Below are 21745 nucleotides of genomic sequence, written 5' to 3'. Positions count from 1 at the left end.
GCCGCCAAGTAGAGTTCGTCTCCGTCGTCAGGACGAATCCGATTGTGGCCGAGGTACTTCGGCGTGCGCCGCAGCTCGGGCTTTCGGGTTGGTACCTGACGGCGGGCGGTCTGTTCCAAACCGTGTGGAATCACCTCGCCGACCGAGACCTCGGGGCCGGAATTCGCGACTACGACTTCTTCTACTTCGACGACACGGATCTGTCGTACGCCGCCGAGAACGACGTGATCGAGACCGCGGCCGACGTGTTCGCCGACCTCGGGGTCGACGTCGAAGTGCGTAATCAAGCGCGTGTACACCTGTGGTACGAGCAGCATTTCGGAGCGACGTTGGCTCCGTACCGAAGCTCCGAGGATGCCATCGACCACTTCGTGTCGACCACGTGCTGTTTCGGGATCACCGTGGACTCCCACGGTATGGACCGCGTCTATGCCCCACACGGCTTCGACGACCTGTTCGCCGGGATCGTCCGGCCGAATCCGCGACTACCGATGCGGCACGTCTACGAGGCGAAGGCCGCGCGGTGGACCACCGAATGGCCGAACCTGACCGTTCTGCCCTGGCCGACGGACGACTAGCGTCGCAGCAGCGAGCGGCTGCCCAGTACCCGCCGCACCGCTATCTCGACGACGACGCGAGTCGGATTCTCCCGCGGCACTCGATAGCGTCGGGCATAGCGGTTCTCCGCATCGGCGACGGACTCGTGGTCGTCACGAACGGTGGCAGGGCCCTCCAACGTCAGCCAGCGGGCACCGTCGATCTGGGTGACGGCAGCATAGGCACCGCGGCCGGCGTTAATGGCCTTCTGCGACACATCGTTGGTGATGACACGGGCAACGTGCGCGTCCGCGTCGTAGGTGAACCCGACGGCGACGACATGGGGCGTGCCGTCCGGTCGCAACGTCGTCAGCGTGGCGAGGTGCCGTTCGGTGAGAAATTCGATCGCCTCGTCGGTGAGGGCAGTCGCGTCAGCGGGGGTAGCGGCCATGACTCGACTGTAGTGACGTGCCCCGACTGCCACGAGCGGGGCTCGATCGGAGAGACTGTTCGGCGTGAGCAGACGATCTGAACCCGCCTCGGGAACGTTGTTGTTGCTCGGCGGCCGAAGCGAGATCGGTCTCGAGGTCGCCACTCGGCTGGCACCGGGACGAACCGTCGTACTGGCCGCTCGGCGCAGTTCCGACCTGGCGCCGCAAAGGTCACGTGTACTGCAGGCGGGTGCGACGACCGTCGATGCGGTCGAGTTCGACGCGAACGCCATGGACACCCACGAGGAATTCCTGCGCTCCGTCGTGGAACGGCACGGGCCCATCGGAATCGTGGTGTTGGCGTTCGGGATATTGGGGGATCAGACGCGCGCCGAGGACGACGCGGCGCATGCGCTGGAGGTGATCACGACCGACTTCCTGGCCCAGGTTTCCGTCCTCACCCACGCCGCGAAGGTACTGCGGGCGCAGGAGAGCGGCGATCTGGTGGTCTTCTCGTCCGTCGCCGGTGTCCGGGTCAGGCGGGCCAACTACGTCTACGGCTCGGCCAAAGCGGGTCTGGACGGCTTCGCCAGCGGACTGAGCGATTCCCTGCACGGCAGCGGCGTTCATCTGTTGCTCGCGCGCCCAGGGTTCGTCATCGGTTCGATGACAGAGGGCATGGACCCGGCACCGATGTCCAGCACACCCGATCAGGTGGCCGCCGCGGTGGTGGCTGCGCTGCGCAGCCGGAAGTCGACGGTGTGGATCCCCGGCACTCTTCGTCCGGTGTTCTTCGCGATGCGACTGCTTCCGCAATGGCTGTGGCGCAGGATGCCGCGCTGATGGCGGAGCCCAACCCTCACCCCATCGCAGTGGTGGGAATCGGCGCGGACGGTTGGGACGGACTGTCTGCAGTCGCACGTGTCGTGGTCGAGCAGGCAGATGTCGTCTTCGGGTCGGCGAGGCAGCTTGCCGGCGTGGGGGACAGGTGCGCCGACGCTCGTGCGTGGCCCAGTCCGTTGCTGCCGAGCCTGCGGCCGATGATCGACTCCTGTGACGGCCGGACCGTGTGTGTGCTGGCCAGTGGCGACCCGATGTTTCACGGTATCGGTGTGAGTCTGGCTCGCGAATTCGGCACCGAACGTCTGAGGGTGTATCCCGCACCGTCGTCGGTTTCGCTCGCCTGTGCGCGTCTGGGCTGGTCGCTCGCGCACACCACGACGGTGTCGTTGGTGAACAGCCCGGTCGAGATCGTCCTCCCGGAACTCGGCCACGGTCGTCGACTTCTCGTACTGAGCCGAGGCAGCTCGACACCGGGTGACGTGTGTGCGCTCCTGCGTGACAACGGTTTCGGTGCCAGTACGGTGAGCGTGCTCGAACAACTCGGCGGCCCGGCCGAACGCGTCGCCCGGGGGACGGCAACGGACTCGACGTTCGCCGATGCCGACCCGCTGAACGTCGTCGCGCTCGAATGCGTTCGAGATCGCGGTGCCACCAGACTCACTCGCGTTCCGGGCCTGCCCGATTCGCAGTACACCGGCGACGGTCAGATGACCAAGCAGGAAGTGCGCGCACTGACGCTGTGTGCGTTGGCGCCCGGACCCGGCGAGGTCCTGTGGGACGTCGGCGGGGGCTCAGGGACGATCGCCATCGAATGGATGCGCACCGATCCATCGTGTCGTGCAGTGACATTCGAGTCGTCCGCGGACCGTCGACACCAGATCACGACCAACGCACAACGGCTCGGGGTGCCCGGGTTGGCAGTGCTCGGCACCGCGCCCGGAGCTTTCGACGAGGTCCCCGGCAGTGTAGGCGTTCCGGACGCGGTGTTCGTCGGCGGCGGGGCGACCGAGCCGGGCATGATCGAGCGGTGCTGGGCAGCCGTGCGTCCCGGCGGCCGGCTGGTCGCCAATTCGGTAACCGCAGAATCGGATTCACTGCTGCTCTCGGCAGTAGCACGATACGGCGGCAGGCTGCGCCGGTTCCAGATCTACCGGGGTGAGCCGTTGGGGTCCTTCACCACCTGGCGACCACAACTGCCGGTCACTCAGTGGTGCGTGACGAAACCCTGGGGTGCGCCCGACGGAGCGGATGCGGACGAGCAGTGAAGGTCCTACTCCTGGGCGGCACGTCCGAATCCAGGCAACTCGCCGCCGCCGTGGCCGGCGTGCCCGGGATCGAGTTGATCACCTCGCTGGCCGGGCGCGTCGCCGAGCCGGCGCCGGTGTCGGGCCATACCAGGATCGGCGGTTTCGGCGGTGCCGACGCATTGGCACAGTGGATTCGAGACAACGCCGTCGACGCACTGGTCGACGCGACGCATCCGTTTGCCGCCACCATCACCGCGCATGCCCACTACGCTGCTCGGACAACCGGTGTCGCTCATCTCGTGCTGACCCGGCCGCCGTGGATCGCGTCGACGGACGACCAGTGGACCACCGTGGCATCCCTACCCGAGGCGGCCGCATCGATAGAACCGGATAGTCGGGTGTTCCTCACCATCGGAAGGCAAGGCGTTCACCATTTCGCCGGAGTCGCCGATGCGTGGTTCCTGATTCGTTCGATAGATCCACCGACCGGTGCCGTTCCCCCTCGCGCCACCCTGGAACTGGGCCGCGGGCCGTTCGACCTCGCGCACGAGTCGGCGATGCTCGCCGACAACCGGATAGACGTGCTGGTCACCAAGAACAGCGGCGGCACGATGACCCGCGCCAAGCTCGACGCGGCGCGATCGGCATCGATTCCCGTTCTGATGATCTCGCGACCCACCGTCGACACCTCGGCATCGACGGTCGACGAGGTCGATGCCGCCGCTCGGTGGTTGATCGAACGCCTACGCGTCACTCCCTGACGGGTAGCGCCGCGACGTGAACACTCTCGGACCGCTTCCGGTCTCCACCACCGTCGTCATCGAGGAGCCGATGATGAGCAGGCATCGCATATCGATCGACTCGGGATCGAGTTCGCCGAGGGTCACGGTGCGCACCGATTCCTGCGCACTGCCTACCGCCCGCCCGATCACCACCGGCGTCTCCGGTGAACGATGTTCGAGCAGAACATCTTTCATGGCCGCGACCTGCCAGGTGCGAGTCTTCGAGGCCGGGTTGTAGATCGCGATCGCCATGTCGGCTTCGGCCACTGCCGAGAGCCGTCGGGCCACCACGTCCCAGGGCTTGAGGCGATCGGAGAGGGAGATGACCGCGTAATCGTGCCCGAGCGGCGCGCCGACGCGGCTGGCAACAGCATTGGCTGCCGTCATTCCCGGGACCACGCGTACCGGTACCGAACTCCACTGCTGTTCGGCTGCAACCTCGATGACCGCTGTCGCCATCGCGAACACACCCGGATCACCCGAGGACACCACAGCGACGCGGCGGCCCTGTTTGGCGAGGTCGAGGGCGAACGCCGCGCGCTCGGATTCGACCTTGTTGTCGCTCGCATGCCGAATCTGGCCGGGCCGCTGCGGAACTCGATCGATGTAGGTGATGTACCCGACCAGATCGGTCGCTGCCGCGAGTTCGGCTCGCACTTCGTCCGTCGTCCACGCGTCGTCGCCCGGACCGAGACCGACCACGACCACTTCGCCGGTGCTGGTGGGCATGTCGGTTCGATTGGACGGACTCGGCACCACGATCATCGAGAAGTACGGCACGTTGTCCGCGTCGGCCGCATCGAGGACGCGTTGCTCGGTTGTACTGGCTCGCTCGACGTACCGCGCTTCGTCGAGCCTGCCGGATCGTTCCAGTGCGTCGAGCACGGTCGGATAGGTACGACCGAGTTTCATGATGACCGCGGCGTCGGTGCCGCGGAGTCGGCGAGTGAGTTCGTTCACCGGCAAGGTGCCGGGGAGGACTGTGAAAACCTCGTCGCGCTCGACCAGTGGAGTTGCCAGTGCGGCCGACGCAGCACTGACCGAGGTCACGCCGGGAACCACCTCGACCTCGAACCGGTGTGCCAGGCGTTTGTGCATGTGCATGTACGAGCTGTAGAACAGCGGATCGCCCTCGGCCAGAAGCACAACCGATCGGCCGGCGTCGAGATGGGCGGCGAGCCGTGCGGCAGCGGACTCGTAGAACTCGTCGATGGCACCCTGGTACCCACCGGGATGAGCCGTCGCCTCGGTGGTCACCGGATACACCAGGTGTTCTTCGATCTGCCCGTCGCGCATGTAACCTGCCGCGAGGGCGCGCGAGATGCTGCGTCCGTGCCGAGCACTGTGGAAGGCGACGACGTCGGCCTCGCCGATCACGCGAGCGGCCTTGACGGTCAACAACTCCGGGTCGCCCGGGCCGACGCCCACACCCCACAACTTTCCGCTGGAGCTCATTCTTGTTCGCTCGCAATGGCATTGACCGCAGCGACGGTGATGGGGCTGCCACCGCGTCTGCCTCGAACGACCAGATATTCCACGCCGAGGTCGGCGGCGATCAGATCTTCCTTGGACTCCGCCGCGCCGATGAATCCGACCGGGCCGCCGACGATGGCTGCCGGCTTCGGAGCTCCGGCCGCGAGCATTTCCATGAGGTGGAACAGGGCGGTCGGCGCGTTTCCGATCGCGACGACGGCCCCGCCCAGCTTGTCACCCCACAACTCCAGCGCTGCAGCGGTTCTCGTGGTGCCCATACCCCGAGCCAAATCCGGTACCCGAGGATCGGACAGGGTGCACAGCACCTCGTTGTCGGCCGGCAGACGGCGACGAGTGATACCGGCGGCAACCATGTTGGCGTCGCACAACACGGGTGCCCCTGCGCGCAGAGCAGTTCGGGCGGACTCCACCACGTCGGGCGTGAAGCCGATCGTCTCGGTCAGGTCGATCTCACCGACAGCGTGAATCATGCGCACGACGACCTGGGCGACGTCCGGGGTGAACCGAGACAGATCCGCTTCGGCACGGATGGTTGCGAAAGACTGGCGGTAGATCTCCGCGCCGTCACGGATGTAGTCGTGCATGCGTGTCACGATAGGGGAGAGGGACCCCTCAGCCGGAAGCCGGTCTCCAGGTGCTCAGGACACCTGGTAGCCGATTCCCGTCGCGATGACGTCGGTCACCTCGCCTTTGGGTCGGCCGCATCGACGCTCGCAACCGGACCAGTGCTGCCGCTCGTCCCGTGGAGTCATCCGCGCGTCGACCGCGGCCGCGAGGTCGGCCCGGACGTCGGCGAGGGACTTCTCGCAGCCGGGCGATCCGGTGCAGGCACTGACTCGGATCCACGGTGACGCGGCGTCGAAGATCAGGCCCATAGGTGCGAGAACTCGAACGACCTGTTCGGCCGGTTCCTCGTCCAGATCACCCACGATCAGCGATCGCCACGGCGTCACGATCAGCGGACGATCGACGGCCGCGAGGAATTCGGCCAACCGCGCGCCGAGGACGCCGTTGGCCAGACCTGCGCCGAGCGCAACGTGGCCGTCGTCCTGATCGAGCCAGCCGATCGGTGGCACCTCGACCGGCGCGGGCATGGCCAGTACCGGTCCGGCCTGCAACCCGAGCACGTCGACGATGCGCTCGGCACCGCCGTCCAATTCCGCCAGTCGCCATTCCTTGTTTCGCAACCGGACGAAGGCATCCGCGCAGTCGAGCAGAGTCGAGACCACGTGCTCGCGGTCGACGCGTACACCGCTGTCGCGTCCTGCCAACAGCACTGCGAACGACCCGTCGGCCTGGGCGTACACCCCGAAGTCGGGTTCGAGTCCGCACAGATCTCCGCGGCCGTCGTCCAGGGCGAACAATGTTCGGCCGGGCAGTCCGGCGAGGTCGGGGCGAGCGCACACGGCAGCGTCGAGCTCACCGACGAGACTGCGGACGTCGGTGAGTCCGCCGACCCGGCCCGACAGTGGCGAGGCGAGGATGTTGCGCACGCGCTCGTGCGTCGGAGACGGCAGCAACCCGGCCGCGGCCAACCTGTTCGCGAGCTCGTCCGGGTCCGAGACCGCACGAACCTGGATGTTGCCCCGCGACGTGAGTTCGAGCGAACCGTCACCGAGCTCGGCCGCGGCCTCGGCCAGGACCTGCATCTGCTCCGGCAGCACGAGGCCGCCCGGGAGCCGGATTCTGGCCAACGGACCGTCCGCCGCGCGGTGCGTCGACAGAGCTCCGGGGCAGCCGTCGGGCACGGACCTACTGGGCGAACTCATGTTCACCAGGCTACAAGTGCGACGGGTGGCCCGATCTCGTCCCGGCACCGGTAGCATTCGATGTTCACGGCTCCGGCCGAGAGGAAACCGGTGAAATCCCGGTACGGTCGCGCCACCGTGACCGCCCTGTAGTTCGTCGAGAACAGCTCGTCGGGAATGGTTTCTGGACCTGTTCTCGGGGGCCGTGCCTTCGGGATGGGGCGGGAGTCGGACCCTCTCACCGACGAGCTCGGACGATTCACCGATCCAGGGGCGCGAAACCCCGAGGAGGGCGTTACCCGTGTTTCTGTTGCTGTCCACATCGGACACCGATCTGCTCAGTGCCCGCGCCAGTGGGGCCGATTTCACGTGGGGCAATCCGTCCCGCCTGCTGGCTGAGGACATCCCGTCGATGGCCGAATCGGCCGAGCTGATCATCGTGCGCATTCTCGGATCGCGCCGCTCGTGGGAGTCGGGAATCGAGGCCGTCCTGGCCACCGGTTTGCCCGTGGTCGTGCTGGGCGGCGAGCAGGCCCCGGATGCGGATCTGATGGAGATCTCCACGGTGCCCGCCAACGTCGCCGCCCAAGCGCACAACTATCTGGCCGAGGGCGGCTCGGGCAACCTGCGGCAGCTGTACAACTTTCTGTCCGACACAGTGCTGCTCACCGGTCACGGTTTCGATGCACCTCGACACCTGCCGACGTGGGGCCACCTCGAGCGGAACTCCGCCCAGCACTCCGACGGCCCGACGGTGGCGATTCTGTACTACCGCGCTCAGCATCTCGCCGGAAATACCACCTACATCGATGCCCTCGCCGCCGCCGTCGAGAACGCCGGGGCGAACGCACTGCCGATCTACTGTGCGTCACTGCGCACGGCGGAAGCCGACTTGCTGGAGACGCTGAAGTCGGCGGATGCCTTGATCGTGACCGTGCTGGCTGCAGGCGGTACCAAACCCGCCGGCGCTTCGGCCGGCGGCGACGACGAAGCCTGGGATGTCGCCGAACTCGCCGCCCTCGACGTTCCGATCCTGCAGGGTCTGTGCCTGACGAGTTCCCGCGCGACGTGGTCCGAGAACGACGACGGACTCTCGCCCCTCGACGTGGCCACGCAGGTCGCTGTCCCGGAATTCGACGGACGACTCATCACGGTTCCGTTCTCGTTCAAGGAGATCGACGACGACGGCCTCACCACGTACGTTCCGGACCACGAGCGAGCAGCACGCGTCGCCGGCATCGCCGTCCGCCATGCGCGGCTTCGACACATCCCGGCCGCCGATCGCCGAATCGCACTGATGTTCTCCGCGTATCCCACCAAACATGCCCGCATCGGCAATGCCGTCGGCCTCGACACTCCCGCCAGCGCGATCGCGTTGATGTCGGACATGCGTGAGGCCGGCTACGACCTCGGACCGCTCGAGGGCCCGGATTCGGTGCCCGGTCTGGCGGCCCGAGACGGCGACGCACTGATCCACGCTTTGATCGCCCGTGGCGGTCAGGACCCCAACTGGCTCACCGACGCCCAGCTCGAGGGCAATCCCATTCGCATTTCGGCGGCCCGGTATCGAACCTGGTTCGAGCAGCTTCCCGACGACCTTCGCGAGGGTGTGATCGAACATTGGGGACCGGCACCGGGTGATCTCTACGTCGATCGTTCCGCCGATCCCGACGGTGAGATCGTCATCGCAGCAATGCAATTCGGCAATGTGGTCATCATGGTTCAACCGCCGCGTGGATTCGGTGAGAAGCCTGTCGCGATCTACCACGACCCGGATCTGCCGCCGAGCCATCATTATCTGGCCGCCTACCGGTGGATCTCCGCAGCCCGCGAGGACGGCGGTTTCGGGGCCGACGCGATGGTCCATCTGGGCAAGCACGGAAACCTGGAATGGCTCCCCGGCAAGACGCTCGGCATGTCCGCCTCCTGCGGCACCGACGCTGCACTGGGCGACTTGCCGCTGATCTATCCCTTCCTGGTCAACGATCCGGGAGAGGGCACACAGGCCAAACGGCGAGCCCACGCCACTCTCGTCGACCACCTCATACCCCCGATGGCGCGCGCGGAGAGCTACGGAGACATCTCGAGGCTCGAGCAGTTGCTCGACGAGCACGCGAATATCTCTGCGCTCGATCCAGCCAAGCTGCCCGCTATTCGTCAGCAGATCTGGACGCTCATGACCGCGGCTCAGATGCACAAGGACCTGGGGCTCGAGGAGCGCCCCGACGAGGAAGTATTCGACGACATGCTGCTCAACGTCGACGGATGGCTGTGCGAGATCAAGGATGTGCAGATCCGCGACGGACTGCACATCCTGGGCCAGGAACCCGTCGGCGACGCCGAGGTCGAACTGGTCCTGGCGATGCTCCGAGCCCGGCAGATGTGGGGCGGCGAACAGACGGTCCCCGGACTTCGCGAAGCTCTCGGCCTCAGCGAGGACGGCGACGAGGAACGCACGCGTGTCGACAGCATCGAGGCCGTGGCGCACGGGCTGGTCGCGGCCATGCAGGCCACGCTTTGGAATCCGGACGAGGCCGAGCGCGTCGCTGGCGAACACGGCGACGTGGTCGCAGAGATCTTGAAGTTCGCAGCCGCCGAGGTGGTTCCGCGTCTGCGGGGAACTTCCCGCGAGATCGAGCAGGTGCTGCACGCTCTGGACGGCGGATTCATCGCGGCGGGGCCGAGCGGTTCACCGCTACGCGGTCTGATCAACGTGCTTCCCACCGGGCGCAACTTCTACTCGGTGGACCCGAAGGCAGTACCGTCCAAGCTGGCCTGGGAGACCGGTCAGGCCATGGCAGAATCCCTGCTCGCACGCTACCGCCAGGATCACGGCGAGTGGCCGAAATCGGTCGGCCTCTCGGTGTGGGGCACCTCGGCCATGCGCACCTCGGGCGACGACATCGCCGAGGTGTTCGCTCTGCTCGGAGTCTCCCCGGTGTGGGACGAGGCCTCGCGCCGGGTGACGCGCCTCGAGGTGATCGACCTCGACGAGCTCGGCCGCCCTCGCATCGATGTGACGGTACGGATCAGCGGCTTCTTCCGTGACGCATTCCCGCATGTGCTCGCCCTTCTCGACGACGCGGTTCGGATGGTTGCCGCATTGGACGAGGAGCCCGAGCAGAACTACGTCCGTGCACATGCGCAGGCCGATCTGGCCGAACACGGTGACGAGCGACGTTCCACGACAAGGATTTTCGGATCCAAGCCGGGAACGTACGGTGCCGGGTTGCTTCAGCTGATCGACAGCAAGACGTGGCGCAGCGACGACGATCTCGCTCAGGTGTACACCACCTGGGGCGGCTTCGCCTACGGCCGCGGACTCGACGGAGTACCCGCGTCGGACGACATGCGCACCGCGTACAAGCGTATTGCCGTGGCCGCCAAGAACACCGATACCCGTGAGCACGACATCGCAGATTCCGACGACTACTTCCAGTACCACGGCGGCATGGTCGCGACCGTTCGCGCGCTGACCGGAAAGTCGCCCGAGGCGTACATCGGCGACAGCACGCGTCCGGAATCGGTACGCACGCGCACACTGTCGGAGGAAACCGCGCGAGTGTTCCGTGCCCGCGTGGTGAACCCCAAATGGCTCGAGGCCATGCGCAGGCACGGCTACAAGGGCGCCTTCGAGATGGCGGCGACGGTGGACTACCTGTTCGGTTACGACGCCACCACGGATGTCGTGCAGGACTGGATGTACGAGAAGCTGGCCGAAACGTACGTGCTCGACGAGCAGAACCAGAAGTTCATGCAGCAGTCGAATCCTTGGGCACTGCACGGCATCGCCGAGCGCCTGCTCGAGGCAGTGGAGCGAAAGATGTGGGCCGAGCCGGACAAGCAGGTTCTCGACGGCTTGCGCCAGGTGTACCTGGAAACCGAAGGAGAGCTCGAGGGGGAGTAGCGACGTACCCTTCTCTGTATGACTGCCACCTTCGAGGACATTGCCAAGGGCAAGTACGTACTGCTGACGACGTTCAAGAAGGACGGCACCGCCGTACCGACCCCGCTCTGGGGTGCGCTCGACGGAGATCGGCTGCTGGTGTGGACGGTGTCGGATTCGTGGAAGGTCAAGCGCATTCGCCGCAACTCGAAGGTTCTGCTCGCGCCGTGCGACATGCGCGGCAAACCCCAGGGCGACGCGGTCGACGCGACAGCCGAGATCCTCGATGCATCCGGCACCGAGAAGGCTCGCGCGGCGATCGTGTCGAAGTACGGCATCCTGGGCTGGCTCACCGTGAAGGGCAGCGTTCTTCGGCGGGGCAAGAGCGGCTCGGTCGGGCTCGCGATCACTCCTGCGTAACCGGTCTGCACGACGACACCATCGTTGGTATGCGCAGTTCCGAATGCTTCATGAGGCGGCTTCCCCTGCTGCCGGAACGGAGCACCACGTGCCTATTGCAGTGACCGATTACAACCATGTCCGACTTACCGTCAGCGACATCGACAGATCCCGATCGTTCTACGACTCGGTGTTCGGCTTCGAGGTCGCCTACGCCTGGGATCCCGACGCGGACGAGGAGACCAAACAAGCCCTGTGGTTCCTCTTCGGCGGTGTGATCTACAAGTTCGGCGGGGGTTTGCTCGGTCTGCGCCCGGTCGCGCCGAGCGACGACACCTTCGCCGAAGATCGTTGTGGGCTGGACCACCTCAGCTTCACCGTCGATACCCGTGCCGCGCTCGAGGATGCAGTCAAGACGCTCGATGAGCTCGGCATCGCGCACGAGGGCATCAAGGACGCAGGGCCCGGACTGTCCATCGTGGAGTTCCGCGACCCCGATAACATCGCTCTCGAGCTGTCCGGACCCGACAAGTAACGGTCGGACGCAGGGCCTGCGGGAACGACCCCGCAGACCCTATTGCGCGGCGCTGACCGAGGACATGTGAAAGTCCGGAATGCGCAGCGGCGGCATTGCCGTGCGAGTGAACCAGTCCTTCCACTCGCGCGGCAGTGTCGCCTCCGTCCGTCCGGCCTCGGTGACACGTCGCAACAGATCCAGAGGACTCTCGTTGAACCGGAAGTTGTTGACGGCTCCGATGATCCGGCCGTCCTCGATGGCGTAGACCCCGTCGCGGGTGAGACCCGTGAGCAGCAACGAGGTCGGATCGACCTCTCGGATGTACCACAGTGTCGTCAGTAACAGCCCGCGCTCGGTCGACGCGACCATAGCGTCGATCCCGGTGTCGCTGCCACCGGTGAGGATCAGATTCTCCCCGGGTACGGCGACAGGTACCTCGAACTTCCGGGCTGCGGCGCGGGTATACGCCAGTGCCGCGATCGCGCCGTCCCGGATCCAATCGACGCGGTCGATGCCGAGACCGTTGTCGAACACCGACACTGCATCACTGGACGAACCCGCCGCGACGAACGGCGCGTATCCGAGACCGGGCTCGCGCGGGTCGGAGTGCAGCGTCAGCGGCAGCTCGGTGAGCGTCTCGCCGACTCGGGTCCCGCCGGCCCGCGAGAGTGCCGTGCGCCCCTCCTGGGCCCCGCGCCCCTCCATGGTCCACATCAGGTAGATCATCAGATCGGCCACGGCGGAGGGCGGCAACACCGTGTCGTACCGACCGGCGGGACGCTCCACGATGTTCTGCGCCCAGCCCAGCCTGGTGGACAATTCGTCGAGCATCGATGCCGCCGACACGTCGCGGAAATCGGCTGTACCTTTCCCCACCCAGGCACTCGCCCCGGACCGCTTTCCGTTGATCTCGATCGACCCGGTCGGCTGTGTGAACGTGCGTCGCACTCCGGTCGAGGTTCCGAGCCACACGTTGTCCACGCGATGCTCGGCGAATCCGTACAACGTGTCTCGGCCGTCGAATCCGACGTTCAGTTCCGTTGCCAGAGAACCGAACACGTCGATGGACGTGTCCTGCGCGCGTCGATCCCAGCCGTCCGGCTCGGAATCGGGGCTCAGCAGCGGCATCGCGTCGTCGGCAGGCTCGGCGGCGCGGGCCGCTGCTTCACTGGCACGCACGATGTCCGCGATCTCGTTCGGATCGACACTGGTGGACGACACCGAACCCACCCGCGCGACGTCCCCGTTGCGGACGATGGACACCACCACCCACTGCCTCGAAGTGGAGACGCCGTTCGTGGTCATCGAATTGCCCGCCCACCGAAGCGTCGCGTCGCTGGAGTCGGTGACGAGGACGACGGTGTCGTCGACGCTCGCGAACGCCAACGCACGTTCGATCACCTGCTGCGGCTCGATCATCGACCTGCCTCCGATCGGGTGTTGAGGACGTTGACCCCGCGGAACAGTGCGACCGGGCAACCGTGACTGACCGCGGCGACCTGACCGGGTTGGGCCTTGCCGCAGTTGAACGCCCCACCGAGTTTCCAGGTGGAGCGACCTCCGAGCAGTTCCATCGAACCCCAGAAATCCGTCGTCGTTGCCTGATAGGCGACGTCGCGCACCTGGCCGTCGAGCACACCGTTTCGAATCCGGTAGAAGCGTTGTCCGGTGAACTGGAAGTTGTACCGCTGCATATCGATCGACCACGATTTGTCGCCGACCACGTAGATACCGTCCTCGACCGCGGCGATGACCTCCTCGGTCGACCGATCGGTGTCGGGATCGGGCTGCAACGACACGTTCGCCATGCGTTGGATCGGAACGTGATGTGCGGAGTCGGCGTAGGAGCATCCGTTGGACCGTTCCAGTCCGAGCCTCGGGGCGAAGACCCGATCGAGTTGGTAGCCGACGAGTGTTCCGTCGCGAACCAGATCCCACTTCTGCGCGGCCACGCCGTCGTCGTCGTAGCCGATACTGGCGAGACCGTTCACCTCGGTCCGGTCTGCGGTGACGTGCATGATGGGTGAGCCGTAACGCAAGGTTCCGAGCTGATCGGGTGTGGCGAAGGACGTCCCGGCGTAGGCGGCCTCGTACCCGATCGCTCGGTCGTATTCCGTTGCGTGTCCGATGGATTCGTGGATGGTGAGCCACAGGTTGGTGGGATCGATGACGAGATCCGTCGGACCTGCCACCACCGACGGGGCCTTGACCTTCTCGGCCAGCCACTCCGGGATGCGCGCGAGTTCGTCCGCCCAGTCCCACGTGCTGTGTTCACCGAGGTGTTCCCAGCCACGTCCGACGGGCGGTGCCAATGTCCGCATCGAATCGAACGCACCGGCCGCTCGGTCCACGGCAGTGGCCTCGAACTGCGGGTGTAGTCGTACCCGTTGCTGAGTGATCGAGCTACCCGCCGAATCGGCATAGAACGACTGTTCCTTGACCTGCAGCACCGACGCCGTGACGTGGTCGACGCCGTCGGAGGCGGACAACCTGGCCGAGTACTCGGCCAGCAGCGCCACTTTGTCGGTGGTGGGAACGTCGAACGGGTCGATCTCGTACTGCGAGACCCAGACCGCGTCCGAGTACACCGGTTCGGGCGCGAGTTCGACCCGTTCGCGGTTGAGCACGCGTAACGCCGTCGCCACCTCGGCCGCACGCCGCGCCGTGGTGGCAGCCGCGTCGGTACTCAGCTCGGCGTGAGAGGCGAAACCCCAGGTGCCGTCGACGACCACCCGCACCGCCAACCCGATTTCCCCGGCGTCGACGGCGGATTGCACAGAGCCGTCCCGCAGTGCAATCGACTGGGTCGTCAGCCGCTGCACCCGGAAGTCCGCGTGCGAGGCCCCGGCCGTGCGCGCCGCGCTCAGGGCTGCGTCGGCCAGTTCTCGCAGGGGGAGGGCGAGGAAGTCGGCGTCGACCGACCGGTCCGATGGTGTCGTCACCACGGTGACGCTAGCCGAATTGTTGCCAGCCGAGGCGTAGGACCATGCCGATGACAACGACGAGCAACACGATCCTGACGAAGCCTGCGCCACGGGCGACCGCCGTCCTCGAACCGAGTACCGCACCGACGACATTGCAGGCCGCCATCGCAGCACCGAGTTGCCAGTACACGCTGCCGGTGAACGCGAAGTAGGCCAGCGCACCGACGTTGGAGCCGACGTTGATCACTTTCGCCATCGCGGCACTGCGGACGAATTCGGTGCCCAGCATCGTCGCGAAGACGATGATGAGGAAGGTGCCGGTCCCAGGACCGAGAATGCCGTCGTAGAAGCCGATGCCCGCTGCGGCGAGGCCGATGACGATCAGAACCTTGCGGTGTGTCGGGGGCGACGGTGCCGCGGTGCGGCCGATGGTCGGTCGGCAGGTCACCAGTACCGCAACGCCGACCAGCACGACCATGATGATCGGCACGAAGAGGTCACGGTCGATCAACGACACCGCGGCAGCGCCCGCCGCCGAGGTCGTCGCCGCGATCGCACCGGCAGGAACGAGCACCTTCCAGTCGAGCGAGACCTTGCGGGCGAACGTGACGACGGCGGCGACTGTTCCGAAGACTGCGGTCGCCTTGTTGGTCGCGAGGGCTGCTTGCTGCGTCAGTTGCGGTGCCACGAGCAAGATCGCCGGCAACAGAATGAGACCCCCTCCGCCGACCACGGCGTCGACCCATCCTGCTGCTGTCGCGGCGGCCATCAACAATCCCCAGTCCGCGACAGTCATACGGCAAACTCAATCACATGCGTCGATTCAGCCTGTGGCTCCGTGGCCAACCGTTCGTGGCCGACGCGTTGCTCGCCGGTGGGCTTTTCGTCATCGAGATCCTCGTGTTCGTCAGTTCGGCCGACGGCCTGAACGGGCCGTTGTTTCTGACCTTCTCGGTGGTGCTGACCGTTCCCGTCGCGTGGCGGCGTCGATTCCCCAGGTCCGTGGCGGCCGTGGCGCTCGTCTCGACGTTCGTCGCCGACGTGTGGGGAGCCATGGTCGGGGATACCTCCAACGGCCATCCGGCCGCACTGGCGTTGCCGATCATGCTCTACACCCTGGTGGCCTACGTGGGCCGCGCGCAGGGGGCCGTCTACGCCGCCGGTGTGGCCGCCTACTCGGTGTCGTCGTTGTTGCTCTTCCACCAGCCGTTGTTCACGACGCTGCTGTTCAGCGCTCTGCTGTACGCACTGTCGTGGGTCGCTGCCGAATTCCTCGGTGCCCGACGCGCATACGACGAGGCGATGGAAGCCCGACTGATCGTGGCCGAGTACGACCGGGATCGCCGCGCCGAGGAGGCCGTGCTCATGGAAAGGACACGTATCGCGCGCGAGCTGCACGATGTCGTCGCCCACGGGGTGAGCGTGATGGTGGTCCAGGCCGACGGGGCGTCGTATGCGATCCGGCGCAACCCCGAACGTGCCGAGCAGGCGGTGGCCAACATCTCGGCGACGGGCCGACAGGCGCTGGCCGAACTGCGTAGGACGGTCGCGCTGCTGCGGACGACCCCCGACGCGGACGACATGCCCGAGTACGGCACGGCCGGTCTGGCCCGCGTCGTGGAAATGATGAGTCGAGCGGGCCTGAACGTCGAGTTGGAACAGACGGGCAATCTCGACGACATCAGTCCGGCGATCAGTCTCGGCGTACACCGACTCGTCCAGGAATCGCTGACGAACGTTCTTCGGCACGCCGGCCATGCCCCGCGAGCCGTCGTGCGGGTCGCACGCGAAGCAGACACCGTCACCGTCGAAATCTCCGACAACGGCACCGGCAATGCGGCACCACCGACCGGTGGCGGAGGACACGGACTCGTGGGGATGCGGGAGCGAGTCGCGGTGTTGCAGGGCACGTTGCAGGTCGGTCGTACACCCCAGGGCTCATGGCTCGTGCGGGCGAGACTGCCGATCGAGTAGGCGTTAGGTTGTGTCGGTGCCGATCACCGTTGTCGTCGTGGACGACCAGGAACTGATGCGAATGGGCCTGAACATGGTGCTCGAAGCCCAGGACGACATCGAGGTGGTCGGTGAAGCGTCCGACGGCTCCGGTGCCATCGAAGCCGTGGCACGGCTGGCGCCCGCCGTGGTCTTGATGGACGTCCGCATGCCCGGGATCGACGGGGTCTCCGCCACTCGAGCGATCACCGAATCAGGATCGGACACCAGGGTTCTGGTCATGACTACGTTCGATCTCGACGAGCACGTACTCGGTGCGCTCAGGGCAGGAGCCAGTGGATTTCTGCTCAAGGACACACCGCCCGAGGATCTGGTATCCGCGATTCGGAGCGTGGCTGCGGGTGACGCCGTCGTATCACCGAAAGTCACGAAGAGGCTGTTGTCGCGGTTCGTCGAGCGCACCGAGCCGGCCGTCGACCCATCGGTACTGGACGGCCTGACCGGGCGTGAGCGAGAGGTCATGGCGCACCTGGCAACCGGGCTGTCCAATGCCGAGATCGCGACGGTGTTGCACCTGTCCGAGGCAACCATCAAGACCCACATCGGCCGAATACTGACCAAGCTGGGAGTACGTGACCGAGTGCAAGCCGTCGTACTCGCCTACGAATCCGGCCTCGTCAGACCTGGATCCTGAGAATCTCCCGGCAAACAGGACGCATCGGGAGAAAAACGACTGTGCCGGACGTTGTACGGACCAAGCGAAGAAAGGACCGTCATGCTCGCTCTGTTCGTGCTCTACGTCGTGGTCGAGGTCGCAGCCCTGGTCGCTGTGGGCAGTGCACTCGGTGTGCTGTGGACCGTGGTGCTGCTCATCGCCGGATCGTTGGTCGGTTCGTTGCTGGTCCGTTCGCAAGGCCGGCGGGTACTGGACGGCCTGCGACGCGCATCGCAGGGTGAACGCTCGGCCGAGGGAGCCGTGGCCGACGGCGCACTCTTCGCTGCCGGGTCGGTGGCCATGTTCGTGCCCGGCCTGGTGACCACGGTGGTAGGCCTGTTGCTGTTGATCCCACCGACTCGCTGGCTGCTCCGGCCTGCCGTGCTGTGGGCGGCCGCGCGGTGGCTGCCCCGAGTCGCGGCGTCCACTCGGCGCATGCGCCCCACGGTCATCGACGGTGAGGTACTCGACGACCGTGCGGCCGGCGAGAATCGCGGACCACGAACCACCGGACCGTCGCTCGTTCTCGAGGGTGAGGTGATCGACCCGGGCCGCGTCGATCCCGCTGCCGGGGATTTCCCCAAGCCCCACCGGTAGGGGCAGACTGGTCGCTCGTGACCACCGAATTGTTCTGCGGCGGACGGATCTACAGTCCTTCGGCTCCCGATGCCACCGCCATGGCCGTGACCGACGGAATCATCAGCTGGATCGGTGAGGATCGCACCGGACGAGCCTTGCATCCCGGCGTTCCCGTCATCGATCTGGCCGGTTCTTTCGTCGCTCCGGCCTTCGTGGACACGCACGTTCACGTGACCGACCTCGGACTGTCGTTGATCGGCCTGGACCTGAGCCGGTCCACGTCGGTCGAGGACTGCGTACGCATGGTGCGAGAACATGCGGCATCCTCGGAAGACGACCTGATCTGGGGTCACGGTTGGGACGAGTCCACCTGGTCCGAACAACGTCCTCCCACCACCGCCGAACTCGATGCGGCTGCTCCCGGACGAGCGGTGTACCTCACCCGAGTCGACTCGCACTCGGCCGCCGTATCCACCCGCTTGCGGTTCGCCGCGTCCGCTGCCGACGCCACCTCCGGCTACTCCGAACAGTCTCCACTGACCGCAGACGCGCACCATCGTGCTCGGCAGACCGCTCGCTCGCTGCTCACCGCCGATACCCGACGCCGGGCCAGGGCTGCTGCGCTCGATGCAGCCGCGGCGCACGGAATCGTCGCGGTCCACGAATGTGCAGGACCGGTGGTGTCGGGCATCGTCGATTTCCGAGAACTCATGAACACCGAGCACGGCGTCGAAGTACGCGGCTACTGGGGCGAGCTGGCAGATACCCCCGAACGCGCCCGTGACTTGCTCGAAGAGACCGGTGCCCACGGATTGGCAGGCGATATCTTCGTCGACGGATCCCTCGGGTCGCACACCGCATGGTTGAGCTCGCCGTACGCCGATGGTCCCGGAACCGGGGTGTCGTACGCAGATGTCGACGCGATAGCTGCACACATCGCCGCCTGCACGACGGCCGGAATTCAGGCCGGCTTCCACGTCATCGGCGACGCCGCGGTGTCGGCCGCCGTCACTGCATTCGGCCGGGTGGTCGCCGATCTGGGCACACCCGCCGTCGCGTCCTGCGGACACCGGCTCGAGCACGTGGCGATGGTGTCCGCGCAGCAAGCCGACCTGTTGGCGTCATGGGGCGTCATCGCCAGCATGCAGCCGGCGTTCGACGCGGCGTGGGGCGGAGCCGACGGCCTCTACGCCGCACGTCTGGGTGCCGAGCGCGCTGCCGAACTCCACCCGTTCGCACGCTTGGCGTCTGCGGGAGTCTCGCTGGCGTTCGGCTCCGATGCGCCGGTGACGTCCCTCGATCCGTGGGCGACGGTCCGGGCTGCGGCGAACCACCGCACTCCGGGGAGCTCGGTGTCGCCGCGTGCGGCGTTCTCGGCTGCGACGCGCGGTGCATGGCGGGCGGGGGGAGTGCGCGACGGTTTGGCCGGAACATTGGTGCCGGGCGCCCCCGCGTCCTTTGCGGTATGGGACGTGGACGAACTCGTCGTGCGAGCACCGAAGGACAGCGTTCAACGGTGGTCGACCGACCCCCGTGCGGGCGTGGCACCGCTGCCCAGCCTCGAGGCGTCGTCCGTCGGTCCCCGCTGCTCGATGACGGTGCACCGTGGACGGGTCGTTCATGAGCAGTGAGAACTCCTCGACTGCGCGACTGACCCGGCTGTACGGGCCTGCGCTGTCGACCGTCCTGGCTGCCGTTGCCGGCGCGCTCGTCTTCGCCAGTTTTCCGCCGCGAACGCTCTGGTTTCTGGGACCCATCGGCATCGCAGTACTGGCACTGGTTCTGACGGGGTTCGGCGGTCGGCGATCGGTGTCGCTGAAAGGCGGATTCGGATACGGCTACGTGGCCGGCCTCGCCTTCTTCGTTCCTCTGCTCCCGTGGATCGGCGTCTACGTCGGCCCGGTGCCGTGGCTCGCGCTGGCCGCAGCCGAATCGTTATTCCTCGGTCTGTTCGGTATGACGGCCGTGCTGGTTGCGCGCAGTGCGTGGTGGCCGCTGTCGATGGCACTGATGTGGAGCGCCGCCGAGTGGCTTCGGTCGAGCGTTCCTTTCGGAGGATTTCCGTGGGGCCGGCTGGCGTTCGGACAACCCGAGGGCTGGTTGCTTCCGTTGGCGAGCGTCGGAGGCGCACCGCTGCTCAGTTTCGGGGTCGCGCTCACCGGTACCGGACTGGCCGCGCTGATGCTGACACTCACGCGTCGCGTCACCGCCCGATCGCTCGTCGGACCGGTCGTGACCACGGCGATCGCATCGATCACTGCGGTGTCGCTGATCCCGACTCTGCACACGAACGACACCGGGGACGGCGATCGCACGGCGACGATCGCTGCCATTCAGGGCAGTGTTCCTCGCCTGGGGCTGGACTTCAACGCGCAGCGACGCGCGGTACTGGACAACCACGTGCGCGAGACGATGGCGCTGGCCGCCGATGTCGACGCGGGCAGGCAACCCGCGCCGGATCTCGTCGTGTGGCCGGAGAACGCATCGGATATCGACCCGCTGCGCAACTCCGACGCTGCGACGCTCATCACGCAGGCGTCGGTTGCCGTCGGTGCCCCGATCCTCGTGGGCACCGTCCTGGTCAACGCGAACAACACGAACACCAATTCCGTCATCGCATGGAACGGTGCCGACGGACCAGGGGAGCGGCACGACAAGAAGATCATTCAGCCCTTCGGTGAATACTTGCCGTACCGAAGTTTTTTTCGGCTGTTTTCGGAATACGCCGATCGAGCGGGGTATTTCGTTCCTGGAAATGGAAACGGTGTCGTACACGCTGCAGGAATAGCGGCCGGAATAGCCACGTGCTACGAAGTCGCATTCGATCGGGCCCTCGACGAGTCCGTTCGTTCGGGTGCGCAATTCATCGCGATCCCTACCAACAACGCCACGTTCGGCGATACGGAAATGACGTATCAACAGCTGGCGATGTCGCGGGTGCGAGCCGTCGAACACGGACGCACCGTCGTGGTTGCGGCGACGAGCGGCGTCAGTGCTGTAGTCGGACCCGAGGGGAACGTCCTGCAGCAAACCCCGCTGTTCGAGCCGGATGTACTGGTATCGACGGTCGAACTGCGGAGCTCGCTCACACCGGCAACACGCATCGGTTTCGGCGCGGAGCTGGCGCTGATTCTGGCCGCGGCAGTGGGGTTGATCGCGACGCTCGTCGACGTCCGACGTCTGCGGCTTCGTGAATGAAACAATCGTCAAGTTCGTTCGGGTCGACATTCGGCGCATCGACGGTCCGAATCACTATCATTCGTTCGATGTAAAAACGGTGGCCGGGTGGCGCACACAAGCAATCCTGTAACAAGCTTCCCCGAACAATCGATGCCCACTAGGACTACCGCACAAAAGAACTTCGCCGATGTTGTATCTTTGTAAGCCGCTGGAGGTGTTGGAGGTCCAGGATGCGGCCGCCGTCGTACCCCCGAACGCCGCCTCGGTCACGATGTCAGGGGAGTGAACAATCGGCATCGATGCCGCGTCCGGATCGAGCGCCTGACAGGGAGGGGGAACCGTGTTCCTGAGTTCACGGACACCGTCGATCGGCTCTACTTCGCGTGAGGTTCCCGCGATGCAGCCCGCCCGGTGAAAACGGGGTTCTTCCCTGTTTCAATCCGACAAGCTCCAGGCGACGAATCCAAACAGCCCCACAACCGCCATCGAGTGTGTGTGGACCGATACGAA

At 66.1% G+C, this 21745-nt stretch carries 19 protein-coding genes; 12 read left to right on the top strand and 7 right to left on the bottom strand.

Annotated features, from left to right (window positions below; translation table 11 throughout):
• Window positions 1-44 precede the first annotated feature (44 nt).
• A complete protein-coding gene (locus QM588_RS10870; RefSeq protein WP_283313208.1) occupies window positions 45-578 on the top strand; it encodes a nucleotidyltransferase family protein in 534 nt (177 codons plus the stop codon).
• Here QM588_RS10870 and QM588_RS10865 read toward each other — a convergent pair.
• Entirely contained in the window at window positions 575-988 is a 414-nt protein-coding gene (locus tag QM588_RS10865; RefSeq protein WP_283313206.1) for a TIGR03618 family F420-dependent PPOX class oxidoreductase, read from the bottom strand. The two genes, QM588_RS10870 and QM588_RS10865, sit on opposite strands and share 4 nt — an antisense overlap.
• Window positions 989-1052: 64 nt before the next feature.
• On the opposite strand from QM588_RS10865, the gene QM588_RS10860 reads away from it, so the two are divergent.
• Genes QM588_RS10860 through QM588_RS10850 form a run of 3 tightly spaced genes read left to right on the top strand, consistent with a single transcriptional unit; the run spans window position 1053 to window position 3819 of the window.
• Complete coding sequence (locus QM588_RS10860; RefSeq protein ID WP_283313205.1) at window positions 1053-1811, top strand: SDR family NAD(P)-dependent oxidoreductase; 759 nt, start codon at window positions 1053-1055, stop codon at window positions 1809-1811.
• On the top strand, window positions 1784-3076 hold the full coding sequence (gene cbiE, locus QM588_RS10855; RefSeq protein ID WP_283313203.1) for a precorrin-6y C5,15-methyltransferase (decarboxylating) subunit CbiE: 1293 nt from the start codon (window positions 1784-1786) through the stop codon (window positions 3074-3076). Before QM588_RS10860 ends, cbiE begins: the two co-directional genes overlap by 28 nt.
• Window positions 3073-3819 (top strand): cobalt-precorrin-6A reductase, encoded by a 747-nt coding sequence (locus tag QM588_RS10850; RefSeq protein ID WP_283313201.1) that lies wholly within the window; start codon window positions 3073-3075, stop codon window positions 3817-3819. Before cbiE ends, QM588_RS10850 begins: the two co-directional genes overlap by 4 nt.
• Here QM588_RS10850 and cobJ read toward each other — a convergent pair.
• The 3 genes from cobJ to cobG are packed head-to-tail and all read right to left on the bottom strand — an operon-like array spanning window position 3802 to window position 7103.
• Window positions 3802-5295 (bottom strand): precorrin-3B C(17)-methyltransferase, encoded by a 1494-nt coding sequence (cobJ, locus tag QM588_RS10845; protein WP_283313198.1) that lies wholly within the window; start codon window positions 5293-5295, stop codon window positions 3802-3804. The two genes, QM588_RS10850 and cobJ, sit on opposite strands and share 18 nt — an antisense overlap.
• Complete coding sequence (locus QM588_RS10840) at window positions 5292-5918, bottom strand: precorrin-8X methylmutase (RefSeq protein WP_283313197.1); 627 nt, start codon at window positions 5916-5918, stop codon at window positions 5292-5294. The genes cobJ and QM588_RS10840 overlap by 4 nt, the downstream gene beginning before the upstream one ends.
• A 54-nt stretch (window positions 5919-5972) precedes the next feature.
• Window positions 5973-7103 carry a precorrin-3B synthase gene (gene cobG / locus QM588_RS10835; protein ID WP_283313195.1) on the bottom strand — a complete coding sequence of 377 codons (1131 nt, stop codon included), beginning with the start codon at window positions 7101-7103 and terminating at the stop codon, window positions 5973-5975.
• A 280-nt stretch (window positions 7104-7383) separates the two neighbouring features.
• Here cobG and cobN point away from each other — a divergent pair, with 280 nt between their 5' ends.
• The 3 genes from cobN to QM588_RS10820 all read left to right on the top strand — a co-directional run bounded on the left by cobN (window position 7384) and on the right by QM588_RS10820 (window position 11902).
• Complete coding sequence (cobN, locus tag QM588_RS10830) at window positions 7384-10989, top strand: cobaltochelatase subunit CobN (RefSeq protein WP_283313194.1); 3606 nt, start codon at window positions 7384-7386, stop codon at window positions 10987-10989.
• 18 nt (window positions 10990-11007) lie between these two features.
• Window positions 11008-11388, top strand: a complete 381-nt coding sequence (locus QM588_RS10825; protein WP_283313193.1) for a PPOX class F420-dependent oxidoreductase — start codon at window positions 11008-11010, stop codon at window positions 11386-11388.
• An 88-nt stretch (window positions 11389-11476) separates the two neighbouring features.
• Window positions 11477-11902, top strand: coding sequence for a VOC family protein (locus QM588_RS10820; protein ID WP_032365857.1), 426 nt, complete (start codon window positions 11477-11479; stop codon window positions 11900-11902).
• A 39-nt stretch (window positions 11903-11941) separates the two neighbouring features.
• On the opposite strand, the gene QM588_RS10815 is transcribed toward QM588_RS10820, so the two are convergent.
• The 3 genes from QM588_RS10815 to QM588_RS10805 are packed head-to-tail and all read right to left on the bottom strand — an operon-like array spanning window position 11942 to window position 15604.
• Window positions 11942-13303 carry a metallopeptidase TldD-related protein gene (locus QM588_RS10815; protein WP_283313190.1) on the bottom strand — a complete coding sequence of 454 codons (1362 nt, stop codon included), beginning with the start codon at window positions 13301-13303 and terminating at the stop codon, window positions 11942-11944.
• Window positions 13300-14826 carry a TldD/PmbA family protein gene (locus QM588_RS10810; protein WP_283313188.1) on the bottom strand — a complete coding sequence of 509 codons (1527 nt, stop codon included), beginning with the start codon at window positions 14824-14826 and terminating at the stop codon, window positions 13300-13302. The genes QM588_RS10815 and QM588_RS10810 overlap by 4 nt, the downstream gene beginning before the upstream one ends.
• A gap of 10 nt (window positions 14827-14836) precedes the next feature.
• Window positions 14837-15604, bottom strand: coding sequence for a TSUP family transporter (locus tag QM588_RS10805; RefSeq protein ID WP_283313185.1), 768 nt, complete (start codon window positions 15602-15604; stop codon window positions 14837-14839).
• Window positions 15605-15621: 17 nt separating this feature from the next.
• Between QM588_RS10805 and QM588_RS10800 the strand changes: the two genes are divergently transcribed.
• The 5 genes from QM588_RS10800 (at window position 15622) to lnt (ending at window position 21253) form a co-directional block, all read left to right on the top strand.
• The gene (locus QM588_RS10800) at window positions 15622-16782 is read left to right on the top strand and encodes a sensor histidine kinase (RefSeq protein ID WP_283313182.1); all 1161 of its coding nucleotides are present in this window, start codon (window positions 15622-15624) and stop codon (window positions 16780-16782) included.
• Between the two features lie 16 nt (window positions 16783-16798).
• A complete protein-coding gene (locus QM588_RS10795) occupies window positions 16799-17455 on the top strand; it encodes a response regulator (RefSeq protein ID WP_135045852.1) in 657 nt (218 codons plus the stop codon).
• 81 nt (window positions 17456-17536) lie between these two features.
• Window positions 17537-18073 (top strand): FxsA family protein, encoded by a 537-nt coding sequence (locus QM588_RS10790; RefSeq protein WP_283313178.1) that lies wholly within the window; start codon window positions 17537-17539, stop codon window positions 18071-18073.
• A gap of 17 nt (window positions 18074-18090) precedes the next feature.
• On the top strand, window positions 18091-19686 hold the full coding sequence (locus QM588_RS10785) for an amidohydrolase (protein WP_283313176.1): 1596 nt from the start codon (window positions 18091-18093) through the stop codon (window positions 19684-19686).
• Window positions 19676-21253 carry an apolipoprotein N-acyltransferase gene (lnt, locus tag QM588_RS10780; protein ID WP_283313175.1) on the top strand — a complete coding sequence of 526 codons (1578 nt, stop codon included), beginning with the start codon at window positions 19676-19678 and terminating at the stop codon, window positions 21251-21253. The genes QM588_RS10785 and lnt overlap by 11 nt, the downstream gene beginning before the upstream one ends.
• The last annotated feature ends 492 nt before the right edge of the window (window positions 21254-21745 follow it).

The organism is Rhodococcus sp. IEGM 1354 (assembly GCF_030056855.1).
GTDB lineage: Bacteria > Actinomycetota > Actinomycetes > Mycobacteriales > Mycobacteriaceae > Rhodococcoides.
Note: the sequence above shows the minus strand (reverse complement) of the source record. Positions and strands in the feature narration are given on the sequence as shown.